14 protein-coding genes are annotated in these 16,360 nt (G+C 63.8%); 12 read left to right on the top strand and 2 right to left on the bottom strand.

Annotated features, from left to right (window positions below; genetic code table 11):
- The first annotated feature begins 74 nt into the window (after window positions 1–74).
- Window positions 75–1,109 (top strand): hypothetical protein, encoded by a 1,035-nt coding sequence (locus AC3CD9_RS09150; RefSeq protein ID WP_488367333.1) that lies wholly within the window; start codon window positions 75–77, stop codon window positions 1,107–1,109.
- A 13-nt stretch (window positions 1,110–1,122) separates the two neighbouring features.
- Here the strand turns inward: AC3CD9_RS09150 and def are convergent, their stop codons facing one another.
- Entirely contained in the window at window positions 1,123–1,695 is a 573-nt protein-coding gene (def, locus tag AC3CD9_RS09145; protein ID WP_488367332.1) for a peptide deformylase, read from the bottom strand.
- Window positions 1,696–2,077: 382 nt separating this feature from the next.
- Between def and cysK the strand changes: the two genes are divergently transcribed.
- The 11 genes from cysK to AC3CD9_RS09090 all read left to right on the top strand — a co-directional run bounded on the left by cysK (window position 2,078) and on the right by AC3CD9_RS09090 (window position 15,681).
- A complete protein-coding gene (gene cysK, locus AC3CD9_RS09140; protein WP_488367331.1) occupies window positions 2,078–3,004 on the top strand; it encodes a cysteine synthase A in 927 nt (308 codons plus the stop codon).
- Between the two features lie 146 nt (window positions 3,005–3,150).
- The gene (gene epsC / locus AC3CD9_RS09135) at window positions 3,151–3,825 is read left to right on the top strand and encodes a serine O-acetyltransferase EpsC (protein ID WP_488367532.1); all 675 of its coding nucleotides are present in this window, start codon (window positions 3,151–3,153) and stop codon (window positions 3,823–3,825) included.
- Between the two features lie 338 nt (window positions 3,826–4,163).
- Entirely contained in the window at window positions 4,164–5,351 is a 1,188-nt protein-coding gene (locus tag AC3CD9_RS09130) for an LLM class flavin-dependent oxidoreductase (RefSeq protein WP_488367330.1), read from the top strand.
- On the top strand, window positions 5,351–6,064 hold the full coding sequence (locus AC3CD9_RS09125) for an NAD(P)H-dependent oxidoreductase (protein WP_488367329.1): 714 nt from the start codon (window positions 5,351–5,353) through the stop codon (window positions 6,062–6,064). Before AC3CD9_RS09130 ends, AC3CD9_RS09125 begins: the two co-directional genes overlap by 1 nt.
- 1 nt (window position 6,065) lies before the next feature.
- On the top strand, window positions 6,066–6,530 hold the full coding sequence (locus AC3CD9_RS09120) for a MarR family winged helix-turn-helix transcriptional regulator (protein WP_488367328.1): 465 nt from the start codon (window positions 6,066–6,068) through the stop codon (window positions 6,528–6,530).
- 67 nt (window positions 6,531–6,597) lie between these two features.
- A complete protein-coding gene (locus AC3CD9_RS09115; RefSeq protein WP_488367327.1) occupies window positions 6,598–7,542 on the top strand; it encodes a 2-hydroxyacid dehydrogenase in 945 nt (314 codons plus the stop codon).
- Window positions 7,543–7,720: 178 nt separating this feature from the next.
- Complete coding sequence (gene ilvD, locus AC3CD9_RS09110; RefSeq protein WP_488367326.1) at window positions 7,721–9,433, top strand: dihydroxy-acid dehydratase; 1,713 nt, start codon at window positions 7,721–7,723, stop codon at window positions 9,431–9,433.
- A 497-nt stretch (window positions 9,434–9,930) separates the two neighbouring features.
- Window positions 9,931–10,914 carry an ABC transporter permease gene (locus AC3CD9_RS09105; protein ID WP_139468885.1) on the top strand — a complete coding sequence of 328 codons (984 nt, stop codon included), beginning with the start codon at window positions 9,931–9,933 and terminating at the stop codon, window positions 10,912–10,914.
- A gap of 1 nt (window position 10,915) precedes the next feature.
- The gene (locus AC3CD9_RS09100; protein ID WP_488367325.1) at window positions 10,916–11,833 is read left to right on the top strand and encodes an ABC transporter permease; all 918 of its coding nucleotides are present in this window, start codon (window positions 10,916–10,918) and stop codon (window positions 11,831–11,833) included.
- The gene (locus AC3CD9_RS09095) at window positions 11,826–13,931 is read left to right on the top strand and encodes an ABC transporter ATP-binding protein (protein ID WP_488367324.1); all 2,106 of its coding nucleotides are present in this window, start codon (window positions 11,826–11,828) and stop codon (window positions 13,929–13,931) included. The genes AC3CD9_RS09100 and AC3CD9_RS09095 overlap by 8 nt, the downstream gene beginning before the upstream one ends.
- Window positions 13,932–13,983: 52 nt before the next feature.
- The gene (locus tag AC3CD9_RS09090) at window positions 13,984–15,681 is read left to right on the top strand and encodes an ABC transporter family substrate-binding protein (protein ID WP_488367322.1); all 1,698 of its coding nucleotides are present in this window, start codon (window positions 13,984–13,986) and stop codon (window positions 15,679–15,681) included.
- Between the two features lie 77 nt (window positions 15,682–15,758).
- Here the strand turns inward: AC3CD9_RS09090 and AC3CD9_RS09085 are convergent, their stop codons facing one another.
- Complete coding sequence (locus AC3CD9_RS09085; protein WP_488367320.1) at window positions 15,759–16,340, bottom strand: hypothetical protein; 582 nt, start codon at window positions 16,338–16,340, stop codon at window positions 15,759–15,761.
- Window positions 16,341–16,360 lie beyond the last annotated feature (20 nt).

The raw sequence follows: 16,360 nt of genomic DNA, 5'->3' as shown, positions 1-16,360 counted from the left end.
TGTTCGCATTCCCGCAGCCGATGGCCCGCAGGGACAGGGCCGAGTGCGTGACCCACACGCGTGGAGGTGAAGCGGTGTCTGAGTGGAAATCGCTGTGGAAGAGCGAATGCGGGAAGTCCGCGCCGATCTATCGGGTGCTCGTGCCCGACAGCGTCAACGAGGCGGTGCTGCGAGCCTGGAGTGCCCGCGGATACCGCTACACGGCCGGATCTCCGAGCGCGATCATGCTCACCGGCGGGATGAGCCGGAACTTCTTCCGCTCCAGCGTCCTGTTCAAGGGCGGCACGGCCGCCGGCACCGCCGTGACCGCGGGATTCGCGGCCCCCGGAGGACTTGCTCTGGTCTCGGGATTCGCCGATGCCGCACTGACCTTCGGCGGAATGGGTGCGGCCACCGCCCTGGGCACCGGAATCTTCGCCGCCGTCACCGGCCCCAAATACCTGCGTGATCCGAAGCGACTGAGCCGCAAGAATCGGCGCAAGGTCGCCGGCGCCCAGTGGGTGACTCCGGCCAGTCTCGGCTATCTGCCGGGGCGCAAGGAAGGCCGGGACACCGACGAGCAGCGTCTGTTCCATCTCGCTGTCACGATCGCTCGCAAGATCGTGCGCACCCGTGCCTGGACACACCCGATACTCAAAGACCACGTCTCCCGCGTCGACCTCGACCATGCAGTGGCCTCCATCGGAGTGCGGCTGCAGGAACTCGTCAGCCTGCGCGAGGAGATCGAAGGCATCCGCGATGCGGGAACCGCGAAGTCGGTGGAGACCTATCTGTCGAAGCTGGCCGTCGCATTCTCGTCGATGGCGCGCCGCGTGGAGTCGATGCACGAATACTACGAGCGGCTGCTCGAACTCGACCAGCAGCTGATGCTGCTGCACAACTCCGAACGCTCCCGTGAGCTCGGCGATCGAGTGCTCGATGTGCTGTCTCGCACCGCCGCGGACGATTCCGCCGATTGGCAGTTCAGGGAGCTGCGCATCGATGCGGATTCGCAGTCGTCGATCATCTCCGGGCTCGTCGCCGAACTCGACCAGACTGCCGATGATTTCGACGACTTCGACTCCCGCCTGGCTGCGGCTCAGAAGTCCGTGGACGAACTCGAAGCCTGAGCTCGACCCCGGCTCAGTGACCGAAGGGGTCGGGGTCGACTCCCGGCATCCATGACAGGCCCGGCTGATTATAGCCGTGAGCCTCCTGGGCTTTCTTCCACTTCTTCGACCACCGCTTGTCGAGACGGTCGACGTAGAGGGTTCCCTGCAGGTGGTCGTATTCGTGCTGCATGATGCGCGCGAACCACCCGTCAGCGCTCAGCGTCACCGGTTCGCCTTTCTCATCGAAGCCGTTGACGGTGACCCTGTCGGCACGTTTGAGGGGGAAATCGAGACTCGGCACCGACAGGCAACCTTCGGTCTCATCGTCGGGATCGGGACGGGTATCGGGAACCTTCGAGGCAATGAGCACGGGATTGACGAAGGTGCCGCGACGACGCACACCATAGTCATCGTCGGCGTTGAACACGAAGATGGACTTGCCGACACCGATCTGCGGTGCGGCCAGTCCGACACCGTTGCTGGCGTCGAGCGTCTCGTGCATGTCTGCGACGAGTTCGGCAAGGTCCTCGTCGAACTCCGTGATCTTCTCGGCACGACGATGCAGAACGGGCTCGCCGTAGACGACGATGGGATGAATAGCCATGAGGACAATCGTATCGGTCACCTGAGACCGTCTCAGACTCCGCCCGATCGCAGCGCTCGGGCGCGATCTCGGGGGAGGGCCGCCTCGGTGATCGTGTCCACTGATTGCTCAGCGGTTGTTCGTATCCCGCGCTCGATCAGGTGGATGGATATGCGGCCATCTCGGGTATGTGATAGGGGCCGTCATAAAGTTTCGCCCCCAGCGAACACAGATTGTTGAGCAACATATCTGGGAGCACGTTCAGGGTCGGCGTGGTTATGATGAGGGCAAGCCGTCTCGGACCACGAGATGCAAGCTGTCGCTCCACCCGTTCAGGTGCACGTCCGCCGAACGGCGAGTGGCCGTCGACGGCGGTGCACAAAGAATCGTGAAAGGACTTACTTTGACCATCTTCAACAATGTCTCCGAACTCGTCGGCCGCACGCCGCTGGTCCGCATCAACAAGGCCAGTGACCGGTCAGGCGCCGAGATCGTGGCGAAGCTCGAATCCTCGAACCCCGGCAACTCCGTCAAGGATCGCATCGGCGTGGCGATGATCGACGCCGCCGAAAAATCCGGCGAACTCAAGCCCGGCGGAACCATCGTCGAGGCGACTTCGGGCAATACCGGCATTGCGCTGGCCATGGTCGGCACCTCCCGCGGCTACAAGGTCGTCCTCACGATGCCCGAATCGATGTCGAAGGAGCGCCGTGCTCTGCTGCGCGCCTTCGGAGCCGAGCTCGTTCTGACCGACAAGGCTGCGGGTATGAAGGGTGCCGTGGCGAAGGCGGAAGAGGTCGCCGCCGAGGGTGCCGTGCTCGTCCGTCAGTTCGAGAACAAAGCGAATGCTGAGATCCATCAGGCCACGACCGGCCCCGAGATCCTCGCCGACACCGATAACAAGGTCGACATCTTCGTTGCCGGCATCGGCACCGGCGGCACCATCTCCGGCGCAGGCGCCGCTCTGCGTGAGGCGCTGCCTGAGGTCAAGATCGTCGCCGTCGAACCCTCCGCCTCGCCGCTGCTGACCGAGGGCACTGCCGGACCGCATGCGATCCAGGGTCTGGGTGCGAACTTCGTGCCGGGCATCCTCAACACTGAGATCTACGACGAGGTCGTCGACATCGACAACGAGGTCGCCATCGAGCGGGCCCGCGAGGTCGCCAAGGAAGAGGGTCTGCTCGTTGGAATCTCTTCGGGTGCTGCCCTTGTTGCGGCTGAGCAGGTCGCTTCGCGTCCCGAGAACGCCGGCAAACGCGTCGTCGTCATCCTCCCCGACTTCGGTGAGCGCTACCTGTCGACACCGCTGTTCTCGGAATACCTCGACTGAGCGCGAGTGAACAGCGTGAGGGCGTCAGACTTCGGTTTGGCGCCCTCGCTGTCTGAGAAGTTCCCTGTCGGATGGTCGCGGGAATTCTTCCGACCGGATCCGACTTGCACGAGATAGACCGAGACTACTGAGCAAGGGAGTCAATGATGAAGGCACTGTGGGCAGCGGCCACGGCGGCTGTGGGGGCGGCCGCCTATGGGCTGAGCCGACCCGGTGTGCGCGAGACGTTGAGAGAAGACCTCGAGACGGTGAAGCGACGCGATCCGGCGGCGCGCAATGATTTCGTCTCCCTGGTCTCCTACCCCGGGATGCATGCCATCTGGGCGCACCGCGGACTCCACCGGCTGTGGCAGCATGACGCCGGAAAGGTTCCGGCGCGACTGATGTCCCAGCTCGTGCGGACGCTGACCGGGGTGGAGATCCACCCGGGAGCTCGGATCGGGCGGCGGTTCTTCATTGACCACGCCAACGGCGTCGTGATCGGGGAGACCTCGGAAGTCGGCGACGATGTCATGCTCTACCATCAGGTCACCCTCGGCGGTACGTCGATGGCGCAGACGAAGCGCCACCCGACGATCGGCAACCACGTGCTCGTCGGAGCCGGGGCGAAGATCCTCGGCCCGGTCGTCGTCGGCGACAACTCCGCGGTCGGGGCCAATGCCGTCGTCGTCAAGGACGTGCCGGCCGACTCGAGCGCTGTCGGCATCCCCGCGACCGTGCGCTCGAAGCAGAAGGACGGCGCCGCCTCGGCGAAGGCGGGAGCCGAGTCGTCGACGATGCACCCGGACTTCGTCCTCGAGGACCCGGCCCTCTGGATCTGAGCTCACCGCCGCGGCCATGCTCCGATTCGCTGCTGTGCTCAGCGAACCAGTCCCGGCGAACAGACACGAAAAGCGGTTCCTGCCTACGGGCGGGAGCCGCTTTTCGTGCATTGTTGGGGCGATCCACGGTGAGAATCGGGCTGGAAACACCGTGGATCGACCCAGCAATCGACCGTTTGCGGTCATGGCCTCGCGTCCCACCCAGACGCCTGCTCTGGGGCCGGGAATACTTTCGCGACCACTTCTGTTAAGATTTCAACTAATTACTTCAAAATTGAAGTTAGTCCAATCAGCAGGGCGGACGCGAGAACCGCAGCAGCCCAGATGCAGGAGGCGTCATGGAATTCGGAATCTTCACCATCGGCGATGTCACCACCGACCCCACCGACGGGACCACCGTCAGCGAACACCAGCGGATCAAGAACACCGTCGAGATCGCCAAGAAGGCCGAGGAGGTCGGACTCGACGTCTTCGCCACCGGGCAGCACCACAACCCGCCCTTCGTGGCCCCGGCGAACCCGCCGGTCCTGCTGGCCAACATCGCCGCACAGACGGAGAAGCTCGAACTCTCCACGGCGACCACGCTCATCACCACGACCGATCCCGTGCGCATCGCCGAGGACTACTCGTACGCGCAGCACCTCTCCGACGGTCGCATCAGCCTGATCATGGGCCGCGGCAACACCGGCCCCGTCTACCCGTGGTTCGGCAAGGACATCCGTGCCGGCATCCCGCTGGCCGTGGAGAACTACAACCTGCTCTACCGTCTGTGGCGTGAGAAGAACCTCGACTGGGAAGGCAAGTTCCGCACACCGCTCAACGGCTTCACCGTCACCCCGACCCCGCTGGACGAGGTGCCGCCGTTCGTCTGGCACGGATCGATCCGCAGCCCCGAGATCGCCGAACAGGCCGCCTACTACGGCGACGGGTTCTTCCACAACAACATCTTCTGGCCGACCTCGCACACCGCGCGGATGGTTCAGCTCTACCGTCAGCGCTATGAGTACTACGGCCACGGCACGGCCAGCCAGGCGGTCGTCGGCCTCGGCGGTCAGGTATTCATGCGCAAGAACTCGCAGGACGCCGTCCGCGAGTTCCGTCCCTACTTCGACAACGCCCCGGTCTACGGCCACGGACCCAGCCTCGAGGACTTCTCGACGCAGACTCCGCTGACCGTCGGCTCGCCGCAGCAGGTCATCGAGCGGACCCTGAGCTTCCGTGACTGGGCCGGGGACTACCAGCGCCAGCTCTTCCTCATCGATCATGCGGGACTGCCGCAGAAGACGGTGCTCGAACAGCTCGACCTCCTCGGCGAAGAGGTCATCCCCGTTCTCCGCGAGGAGTTCGCGAAGGGCCGCCCGGCCGATGTCCCCGGCGCCCCGACCCACGAATCCCTCGTCATCCGGCACCGCGAAGGCCGCGACCCGATCCCCGGCGGCGGAGAAGGATCACGCGCCTACGAGGACCGCCAGGCACGCGCCGCCGAAGCGGCCCAGAATACGACACAGGAAGGAGCCGACCGCTGATGAGCACGAACACGATGAACATCGTGGCCGTGACCACCTCGCTGAGCGAGGACTCGACCACGCTCAAGCTCACGAACCGGATCCTCGGCCAGGCCGCCTCGGCGGGGGAATCGGTGGGCATCGACGTGACCACGGACGTCATCAACGTCCGCAGTCTCGCCACCGCGCTCACCGATATGACCCTGACCGGATTCCGCTCCGAAGCACTAGAGGCGGCCTTCGCGACCATCGCCGCCGCCGATGCGATCGTCACCGTCGCACCGGTGTACAAGGCAGCCCCCGTCGGCCTGCACACCCTGTTCTGGCAGCTCATCGACGACAAGGCGCTGAGCCGCAAGCCCGTGCTCATCGCCTCCACCGGCGGCACCGCCCGCCATTCGCTGGCCGGGGACGCGGTGCTGCGGCCGATGCTGTCCTACCTCAAGGGCATCGTCGTGCCCACCACGGTGTTCGCCGCGACCGACGACTGGGGAACCGTTGAAGGCGGCCGCGCGCTGACCGCCCGCATCCGCCAGGCGGGGGAGGAACTCGTGTCCCTGACCGCAACGATCATCGGCGCCGGAAATGACGACCTCGCCGAGGTGGCCAACCCCGATTCGCACGCAGGTGCAGGGGCGGGCGCGACCCGGGGCACCTCCTCGGCGAATCGCGGAATCGCCGACGAATTCGACCCGGCGAACGTCACTCCGTTCGCGCAGCTGCTCGAGGGCTGAGATGACGGAGATCAGATTCGGGCTCGGAAGGGAGGCGCTGGCGCAGAACGCGTGGCGGACCTATTTCGAGACCTCGCAGCGCATCCGTCAGGCCCTCGAGGTCCAGCTCAAGGACGACGCAGGGCTCGACGTCAGCGACTACAACACGCTGCTCCTGCTGTGGGAAGCGCCGGAGCGGACGCTGACGATGAGCGCCCTGGCGAAGAAGCTCGTCTTCTCGCCGTCGCGGCTGAACTATCGGATCAAGGTCCTCGTCGACGCGGGACTGGTGACGAAGACCCAGTGTCTCGATGACGGGCGTGCCCACAATGTCGCTCTCACCGAGGCGGGGGCGCGGGCATTCCTGTCCGCCGGGTCCCAGCACAAGAGCTATGTCGACGAGATCTTCTTCGACCATGTCAGCGATGCCGAACTCGAGGTGCTCGAGGCCGTGTTCACGCGGATCGGGAAAGAGCTGCCCGAGTGACGAGGCCCGTCATCTCAGAGTGACGAAGCCCTCGGCACCGGGCCGGGCCGCGTGCCACAATGAGGGCATGTCCATCACCACAATCGCCTTCCCGAACTCCGAGCTCCGCAACCGTGTGATCGCTCGGATCCCCGCTCACCAGCGCGCGAACGTCGACCTCGTCGTCTTCTCCGATGCCGAACGATCGGCCAAGCTCAGTCGTGACGATGTCGACGTCGTCATCCTGCCGTACATGGATTCCGGGCCGACGATCGAGCTGCTCGACGAGCTGCCCAACCTGCGCATGGTCATCACCCAGACGACCGGATTCGATCCCGTCGCCCACCTGCCCGAACGCGGAATCCAGGTGGCGACCGCCTCCGGCGTGCACACCGGAGGCACTGCCGAGCTCGCCCTGGCGCTGACCCTGGCCAGCCTGCGCGGAATCGACGACGCCGTGCGCTCGCAGGTTTCGCGGGTGTGGGAGCACCAGCGCTACCGCTCACTGCAGGACCGGCGCGTGATGATCATCGGCGTCGGTGAGATCGGCTCGGCCATCGCCGACCGCTTCGACCCCTTCGAAGTCCAGCTCACCCGAGTGGCCTCGACCGCACGTGAGGACGAGCGCGGGAAGATCCACGGCGTCGACGAGCTGCCGGAACTTCTGCCCCACACCGAGGTCGTCGTGCTCATCACTCCGCTCAACGAGGGGACCCACCGCCTCGTCGACGAGAAGTTCCTCAGCCGGCTTCCCGACAATGCGCTCATCGTCAACGTCGCCCGCGGCAAGGTCGTCGACACGGATGCGCTTGTGGCGGAGCTCGCCACGGGCCGGCTCCATGCCGCCCTCGACGTCACCGATCCGGAGCCGCTGCCGCGCAACCACGCGCTGTGGGGCACCCCGAACACCCTCATCACGCCCCACGTCGGAGGCGACACCTCGGCGTTCGAACCACGGGTCGTGAAGATCCTCGCCGAGCAGGTCAGGCGGATCAACGACGGTGAGCAGCCGGTCAATCTCATCAAGACCTGAGATGCCGTGAACGGCCGGCTTGGGACGCAGTAGATCCGCCGGCAATAGGTCACGCGAATCTGACCTAAGCAGGGCCGGAACATGGCCCCGCGGTCGGACTCTCGCATGGTTCCCACAAGAGGTTCCACCATGCGAGAGTCCGGCATGCGGATGCTGAAATCGGGCGTAGCATGCCTGCATGAGCATCGATACAGACAACACCACTCCCGACATCAAACCCCGTTCGCGCGATGTCACGGACGGCCTCGAGGCCACCGCCGCACGCGGAATGCTGCGCGCCGTCGGCATGGGCGACGACGACTGGGTGAAGCCGCAGGTCGCGATCGCGACCTCGTGGAATGAGATCACTCCCTGCAACATGTCGCTGCAGCGTCTCGGTTCGGCCGCCAAGGAAGGCGTCCACGAGGCCGGTGGCTTCCCGCTGGAATTCGGCACCATCTCCGTCTCGGACGGGATCTCGATGGGCCACGAGGGAATGCACTACTCGCTGGTCTCCCGTGAGGTCATCACGGACTCCGTGGAGACCGTGATGAGTGCCGAACGGCTCGACGGCTCCGTGCTCATGGCCGGCTGCGACAAGTCGATCCCCGGAATGCTCATGGCCTCCGCCCGCCTCGGGCTCTCGAGCGTCTTCCTCTACAACGGTTCGATCATGCCCGGAACCGCGAAGATGGAGGACGGCTCGGAGAGGGAAGTCACCCTCATCGACGCCTTCGAAGCCGTCGGCGCCTGCCGCGCGGGCACCATGTCCCAGAAGGACGTCGACGCCATCGAGCGCGCCGTCTGCCCCGGTGAGGGTGCCTGCGGCGGAATGTACACCGCGAACACGATGGCTTCGGCCGCCGAGGCCATGGGCATGTCCCTGCCGGGTTCGGCCGCTCCGCCGGCCATCCACCGCAACCGCACGATGTTCGCCCGCAAGTCCGGCGAGGCAGTTGTCAATATGCTGCGCCAGGGCATCACCACGAAGGACATCATCACCCGCGAATCGCTGCACAATGCGATCGCCGTGGTCATGGCCTTCGGCGGTTCGACGAACGCGGTGCTCCATCTGCTCGCGATCGCCCACGAAGCCGGCGTCGAGCTGCAGCTCGATGACTTCAACCGCATCGGCGACAAGGTTCCGCACCTGGGCAACGTCAAGCCATTCGGCCAGTACGTGATGAACGACGTCTTCAAGATCGGCGGCGTGCCCGTGATCATGAAGGCTCTCCTCGATGCGGGTCTGCTCAACGGCGACTGCCTGACCGTGACCGGCAAGACCGTGGCCGAGAACCTCGAGTCGATCAACCCGCCGGACCCGGACGGGAAGATCCTGCGCGCGCTCAACAACCCGATCCACGCCACCGGCGGCCTCACCGTGCTGCAGGGATCTTTGGCACCCGAAGGTGCGGTCGTGAAGTCCGCGGGCTTCGATGCCGATGTCTTCGAGGGCACGGCTCGTGTGTTCAACCAGGAGCAGCCGGCCATGGACGCCGTGCTCAATGGAGAACTGAAGAAGGGCGACGTCGTCGTCATCCGCTACGAAGGACCCAAGGGCGGACCCGGAATGCGCGAGATGCTCGCGATCACCGGCGCCATCAAGGGCGCGGGCATCGGCAAGGACGTCCTGCTGCTCACCGACGGTCGCTTCTCCGGAGGTTCGACCGGGCTGTGCATCGGCCACATCGCCCCCGAGGCGGTCGACGGCGGTCCGATCGCGCTCGTCGAAGACGGGGACAAGATCACAGTCGACATCGCGGCTCGCTCGATCGAGCTCCACGTCGACGAAGAGGTGCTGGCCGAGCGTCGCAAGTCCTGGACGCTGCCCGAGAACCACCGCCTCACCGGTGTGCTCGGCAAGTACGCAAAGCTCGTGCAGTCGGCATCGAAGGGCGCGGTGTGCTTCTGATCCACCTCAAGTTCCGTTGCTGATTCGGCACACCTTCGGGTGACGCTCAGCGATACGGTCCGGTTCCACCATCGCCGAGGCGGTGCAGACCTGAGTCTGCACCGCCTCGGCGATTTCGGTGGGCAACGTTCCTGAACGCAGCACGGACCGTTCCGACCCGGCGACACGAGACTACAGTTACCGAAAAGTTACTTCGGCGTGTCGCGCGGATTTCCGGGGGACACGGAGCCTTGTCGCAATCAATACTGCAAGGGAAGTTTGTGCAGCAGGTCACATGGGGATACAGTGCGAATTACGTTCAGTCTTCTGTGATGAACCATTGATGATTCACTCATAGTGGCTGATCAGAGGAAAATTCGCGCAAAGGAACCTTGATCGTTGATGATTCGCACCGCTTACCCGATTCGCCGTGAGATCTACTCCCAGCTGCCGGGTCCCATGCACCATTCCTCGACGTCCAGTGAGGCCCGGCTGATCCCTGTGTCGTAGTCGGCGCCATGGGAAAGTACGTCCTGCGGCGGTTCATCAACTACTTCATCCTCGCGTTCATAGCGACGGTCACCGCCTACATCACTTCCAGCTCATTCATGGATCCGGCCTCCCGATACCGTGGCCAGAATCCGCCGCTGTCAGAAGATTCGATTCGGTCCATCCTCAACGGCCACGGCACGAACCCCGAAGTCCCGATCCTCGAGAGGACCTGGCACTGGCTGACGAACATCTTCCTCCACGGAGATTTCGGCACGACGGTCCACAACTCGCCTGTGCTGCAGGAGATCCTCGTTCGGGCAGGTGTCAGCCTCAAGCTCCTGCTCATCGGATCGATCATCGGAGCCATTCTCGGTGTGATCCTCGGCGTCTGGGGAGCCGTCAAGCAGTACAAGGCATCCGACCAGGTCGTGACCTACGCGTCCTATCTCATCATCGCCACTCCGACGTTCGTCATCGGCGTGATCCTCATGATCATCGCCACCGGATTCAACAATGCCCTCGGCACGACCCTCATCCGCTTCTCGGGTGACTACTCGGCGAATATCGACCCTGGCTTCATCCCGTGGTTCACCGACCAGGTGTCACATATGCTGCTGCCGACCCTGGCGCTCGTGCTCATGGGCGCCGCGACGTACTCGCGCTACCAGCGTTCGGTCATGCTCGACGTGCTTGCATCGGATTTCATCCGCACCGCCAGGTCCAAAGGGCGCACCCGCAGAACCGCGTTGGTCAAGCACGGCGTGCGCGTCGCACTCATTCCGATGTCGACATACTTCGCCTACGCGTTCGGCACCCTGGTCGCCGGCTCCTCGATGCTCGAGGTCGTCTTCTCGTGGAACGGCATGGGCCAGTTCACCATCAACTCGATCCTGCAGTCCGATATCAACGCGGCCGCAGGCTCCGTTCTCTTCGTCGCTGTGCTCACGCTTCTGGCCTCGACCCTGTCCGAGGTTCTCTATGCCGCACTCGACCCGAGAGTGAGGATCTGACATGGCAACAGATATTCCGATCTCCACAGAGCCCGACACCGAGATGGTGACGAAGCGTTCGAAGCCGACCTCCCGGGCGATGCTCATCTGGCGCCGCCTGCGCTCGACCCCACGTTTCTGGGTCGGCGGGATCCTGCTCGCATTCTTCGTTCTCTTCGCTCTGTTCGGCAATACCATCAACATCTACTCGCCGACCGACCAGGATGTCTTCGCACTCAATGAGGGCCCGAGCGCCCAGCACTGGTTCGGTACGAACACGATCGGCCAGGACATCTACGCTCAGACCGTCGTGGGACTGCAGAAATCCCTGCTCATCGGCATCATCGCCGGGCCGTGTGCGAGCATTCTGGCCGCCATCATCGGATCGACGGCAGGCTATTTCGGTGGTCGAGTCGAGACGATCATCGTCTGGTTCATCAACCTGCTGCTCGTGCTGCCGTCCTTCTTCATCCTTGTGCTCATGGCGCCTCTCCTGAGGCAGCTGTCGTGGACGGCCATCGTCGTCTTCCTCGTGCTCTTCGGCTGGATGATCATGGCTCAAGTCGTGCGCAACCAGACCAAGGCGATCAAGGATCGCGACTTCGTCCGAGCCGCCCGCTACATGGGGGTTTCGACACCGAAGATCCTCAGCCGTCACATCATTCCCAACGTGGCCTCGATCCTCATCGTCGATGCGACGCTCGGCGTCGTCTCCGCGATCCTTGCCGAGACGTCCCTGAGCTACTTCAACCTGGGCATTCAGAAACCCGACGTGTCGATCGGCACACTGCTGGCTGAAGGCTCCGGAGCGGCGGCCACGCGTCCCTGGCTGTTCGTCTTCCCCGCAGGAGTGCTCGTGCTCATGCTCTTCGCGATCAGTCTCATGGCCGATGCCCTGCGGGATGCGATCGATCCGACCTCAGGAGTCAACCGTGACTGAAACCCTCGATATCGACCTCGCCCCCGTCGCCGCGGCAGAACCCATCCTTGAGGTCAGAGACCTGACGGTGACCTTTCCCAACCCCAAGGGCGACGTTCAAGCAGTGCGCGGGGTCAACTACGAGGTCAGACCGGGCGAGTTCCTCGGCATCGTCGGCGAATCCGGGTCAGGCAAATCCGTGTCCTCGATGGCTGTGATGGGTCTGCTTCCCTCCACCGCTCAGATCGCCGGCTCCATCCTGTATCGCGGGCAGTCTCTTCTCGACATGAACGACCACCAGATGTCGAAGCTGCGTGGCCGCGAGATCGCCATGGTCTTCCAAGATCCGCTGTCGGCACTGACGCCCGTCTATACGATCGGAGAACAGATCTCCGAGGGTCTGATCATCCATGACCCGAGCCTGTCGAAAGAGGCGGCGAACGACCGGGCGATCGAACTGCTCAGAATCGTCGGCATCCCAGGGGCGGAACGGCGGGTGAAGTCATACCCGCACGAGTTCTCCGGAGGCATGCGGCAGCGAGCCATGATCGCTATTGCGATCGCCAACGATCCGGACCTCATCATCGCCGACGAGCCGACGACGGCATTGGACGTGACGATTCAGGCTCAGATCCTCGACGTGCTGCAGAAGGCACGCGAGATCACCGGTGCCGCGATCGTGCTGATCACTCACGACCTCGGTGTAGTGGCCGGAAACGCCGACCGAATCGCTGTCATGTACGCCGGCCGCCTCGTCGAGACCGGGGGAGTGGAGCAGGTCTTCCACAGCCCGCAGATGCCCTATACGACAGGACTGCTGCGTTCGGTGCCCAACCTTGCCACAGCGGGAACCCAGAGACTCGTTCCGCTCGAGGGCAAACCGCCGTCGCTGTCGAATCTTGCGCCGGGGTGCCCATTCGCACCGCGTTGTCCGATCGCGGTCGACAGATGCCGCGAGGTCGAGCCCGAACTCGTCGAACACGGAATCGCCGGCGTGCAGGCCGCCTGCCATCGTGCCGACGAGATCGCCCGCGGCGATCTGGAAGCCAAGGACATCTACCCGCGCCCCGACCCGGTGGCGACTCGGGTGAAAGACGACGCAGCCCCGAACATCCTTGAAGTCACCGGTCTGCAGAAGCACTTCCCTCTGCTCAAAGGTGCCGTGTTCAAGCGACAGATCGGCACGGTGAAAGCCGTCGACGGAATCGATCTCGAGATCAAGGCCGGCCAGACCCTCGGACTGGTGGGCGAATCGGGCTGCGGGAAGTCGACGACGATCGGCGAAGTCCTGGAGATGGTCGCTCCGCAGAAGGGGCGGCTGGTCATCAACGGCATCGACGTCGCGGACCTGAACAAGCGTGAACGTCTGGCCATGCGCAAAGACGTCCAGGTCGTCTTCCAGGATCCGATGGCCGCAATCGACCCCCGGCTGCCGGTCGGTGAAGTGATCGCCGAACCGCTGACCGTGCACAAAGTGCCGGCTCAGGAGCGCAACGACAAGGTTGCCGAGATGCTCGAACTCGTCGGCCTCGACGCGTCGATGGCCGAACGCTATCCGCATGAGTTCTCCGGTGGGCAGCGTCAGCGCATCGGCATCGCTCGGGCCTTGGTGACGAACCCGAAGCTGCTCGTCCTCGACGAACCCGTCTCGGCTCTCGACGTCTCAGTCCAAGCAGGTGTCATCAATCTGCTCGAAGACCTGCGTGACACCTTGGGACTGTCCTATCTGTTCGTCGCTCACGACCTCGCAGTCGTCCGACAGATTTCGGACTATGTCGCCGTGATGTATCTCGGCCGGATCGTCGAGTACGGCGAGTCCGACGCGCTCTATCGGCAGCCGCGGCACCCCTATACACGTGCACTGATGTCAGCGATCCCCGTCCCCGACCCAGAAGTCGAACGGTCTCGGGAACGGGTGCTGCTCACCGGAGATCTGCCGAGCCCGACCGATGAGATCTCCGGCTGCAACTTCCGCACCAGGTGCCCGCTGTTCAACCTGCTGCCGGACGGGAACAGGCAGATGTGCCTGACCGATGACCCCCGTCCGCGGTCACTGGACGGCGACCTCGTCGCCTGCCACCATGCGGAGCGGATCACGGACCTCGACACCGCGACCTGAAGCCGCACCCATAGCCCACCTCGAGGAACACCACACTAGAAATGAGGAACTCATGAGAATGAGGAAGAAGGCGACAATGGTCGTCGCCGCGACCGCTGCGCTGGGTCTGGCACTGTCCGGCTGCCAGCAGGCGAACAAGGACTCCGGCGGAGTCGACAGCGACAAGGCGGACAAGGAGATCTCCGGGCTCCCCACCACCGACTACCAGAAGGCCGGATACGACGAGGTCAAGGACGGCGGCACGCTGACCTACCCGATCACCGAGATCCCCGCGAGCCTCAACTACTACCACGCCGACGGCGCCCATGTGGACAACAACAACATCTACGGCACCACCTTGGGCGGACCGGTCAAGATCAAGGACGACGGCACCTGGGAAGTCGACAAGAACTACGCCGAGAGCGTCGAGATCGCCAGTGAGGATCCCCTGGTCATCGACGTCAAGCTCAACAAGGACGCCGTCTGGGAGGACGGCACACCGATCGACGTCGACGACTACAAGGCGTTCTGGCAGACTCGCGACGGCAAACACGACGAGTTCGAGGTCGCTTCGACCAAGGGCTACGAGGACATCGAGAAGATCGAATCCGGCGAGGACAAGCACGACGTCAAGGTCACCTTCAAGACTCCGAACATCGACTGGCCGAACTACATCGGCGCCTTCCTGCCCAATGAGATCACCGAGGATGCCGACTCCTTCAACAAGGACTACACGAAGAAAGTCCTGCCTTCGAACGGTCCCTACAAGGCCGACAAGGTCGACACGAAGTCCGGCGTCATCACCATGGTCAAGAACGACAAATGGTGGGGACAGGAACCCAAGCTCGACAAGGTGATCTTCAAGGTCGTCTCTCAGGCACAGCAGGCTCAGGCCTATGCCAACAAGGAGATCGACCTTGTCGATGTCGGCACCGATGGCGACTCCTACAAGACCGCCGGCAAGCGCGAAGACGGAAAGATGTACAAGTCGCAGGGCATGGAATACACACACCTGACGATGAATGCGAAGAAGGGTGCGCTCAAGGAGCAGGAAGTCCGTGACGCGATCGGTCATGCGATCAACCGCGAAGCCATCGCCCAGGCTGCGATCGGCCCCGTCGAAGCACCGGTGACTCTCATCAACAACGTCACATTCATGCCCGGCCAGGAAGGCTACCAGGACAACACCGACGGCAGCCTCGACTTCGACCAGGAGAAGGCGAAGAAGATCCTCGACGACGCCGGCTGGAATGAAGGCGATGGGGGTGTCCGCGAGAAGGACGGAGAGAAGCTCCAGTTCAAGATCGTCGTTCCCGCCGATACCGCTTCGAATGCCCAGCGTGCCGAACAGGTGATGAAGGACCTCAACGAGATCGGCTTCAAGGTCGAAATCGAAACCGTTCCGGTCGCCGCGTACTTCGCCGACCACGTGCTCAACGGCAACTTCGAGATGGCGACGTTCACCTGGCAGGGCACGGCCTTCCCGATCTCCTCGGGATCGAACCTGTTCTACCCGGCGGACTCCGCGCAGAACCACTCGAAGATCTCCAGCGATGCGATCGGCGAGAAGTTCAAGGCTGCGACGAAGACACTCGATCCGGCCGAGGCGAAGAAGCTGGCGAACGAGGGCGATGCCGAGGTGCTGAAGCTCAAGCCGCTCATTCCCTTCTACCCGACACCATATGTGTGGGGCGTCAGGAATGACGTCCTCAACCTCGGACCGCGACAGCTCGAAACACCCGACTGGACCGAGATCGGCTTCAAGAAGTGATGCACTGATCGATTGAAGCCTTCCGAGACTGCCGGCCCCGTGGGATCACGTTCCCCACGGGGCCGGTCCTTCTGTGTTCAGACGAGTCCGACTGCCACCAGGAGCACCAGCACCAGAGTCACCCTGATGACGCCCCGGCTCCATCGAGTGCTGACGTCCTCGGCAACGCCGGACGGACCTCTTCGCACAGCCGTTCCAGGGGCATGGGCCTGAGCATGCTCCCATCGACGAAGCAGCTCGAACGCGGGGTGATTGTCCAGAGACTCCGGTCGCGTTCCGCCGGTCAGTCCGGAATCGATCTTCCGTCGCGGCATTCCGGGGGCGTTCCACGGTCGAATGGTGCGTTCGACCCCATCCGCCGAGTCGGTTTCGATCGTCACGACAGAACCCAGCCGAATATCACGGATTCGGGTGAACGGCACCGTCGTCGTACGCAGGATCTCCCTGACCTCCACCTCGTCGGTTCCGACGACGAGAGCCGGCCGCCAGAGGACGATGAACGCGAGCCAGCCGATGAGTACGAGTCCTGGACCGAAACGGCCGACGGTGTCCCACGCCCCGCGCAGCAGCGCGTCGCCGAGGAGGAAAGCGAGGAACGCCCACACGATGACCGTGATGATGGGGCCGCTGCGTTGTCTCAGGATGATCGGTGCACTCACCAGCCCAGCCTATCGGCTCT

It is taken from the genome of Brevibacterium sp. MGP-B1, assembly GCF_057766545.1.
This window is presented reverse-complemented; position numbering and strand designations above follow the sequence as displayed.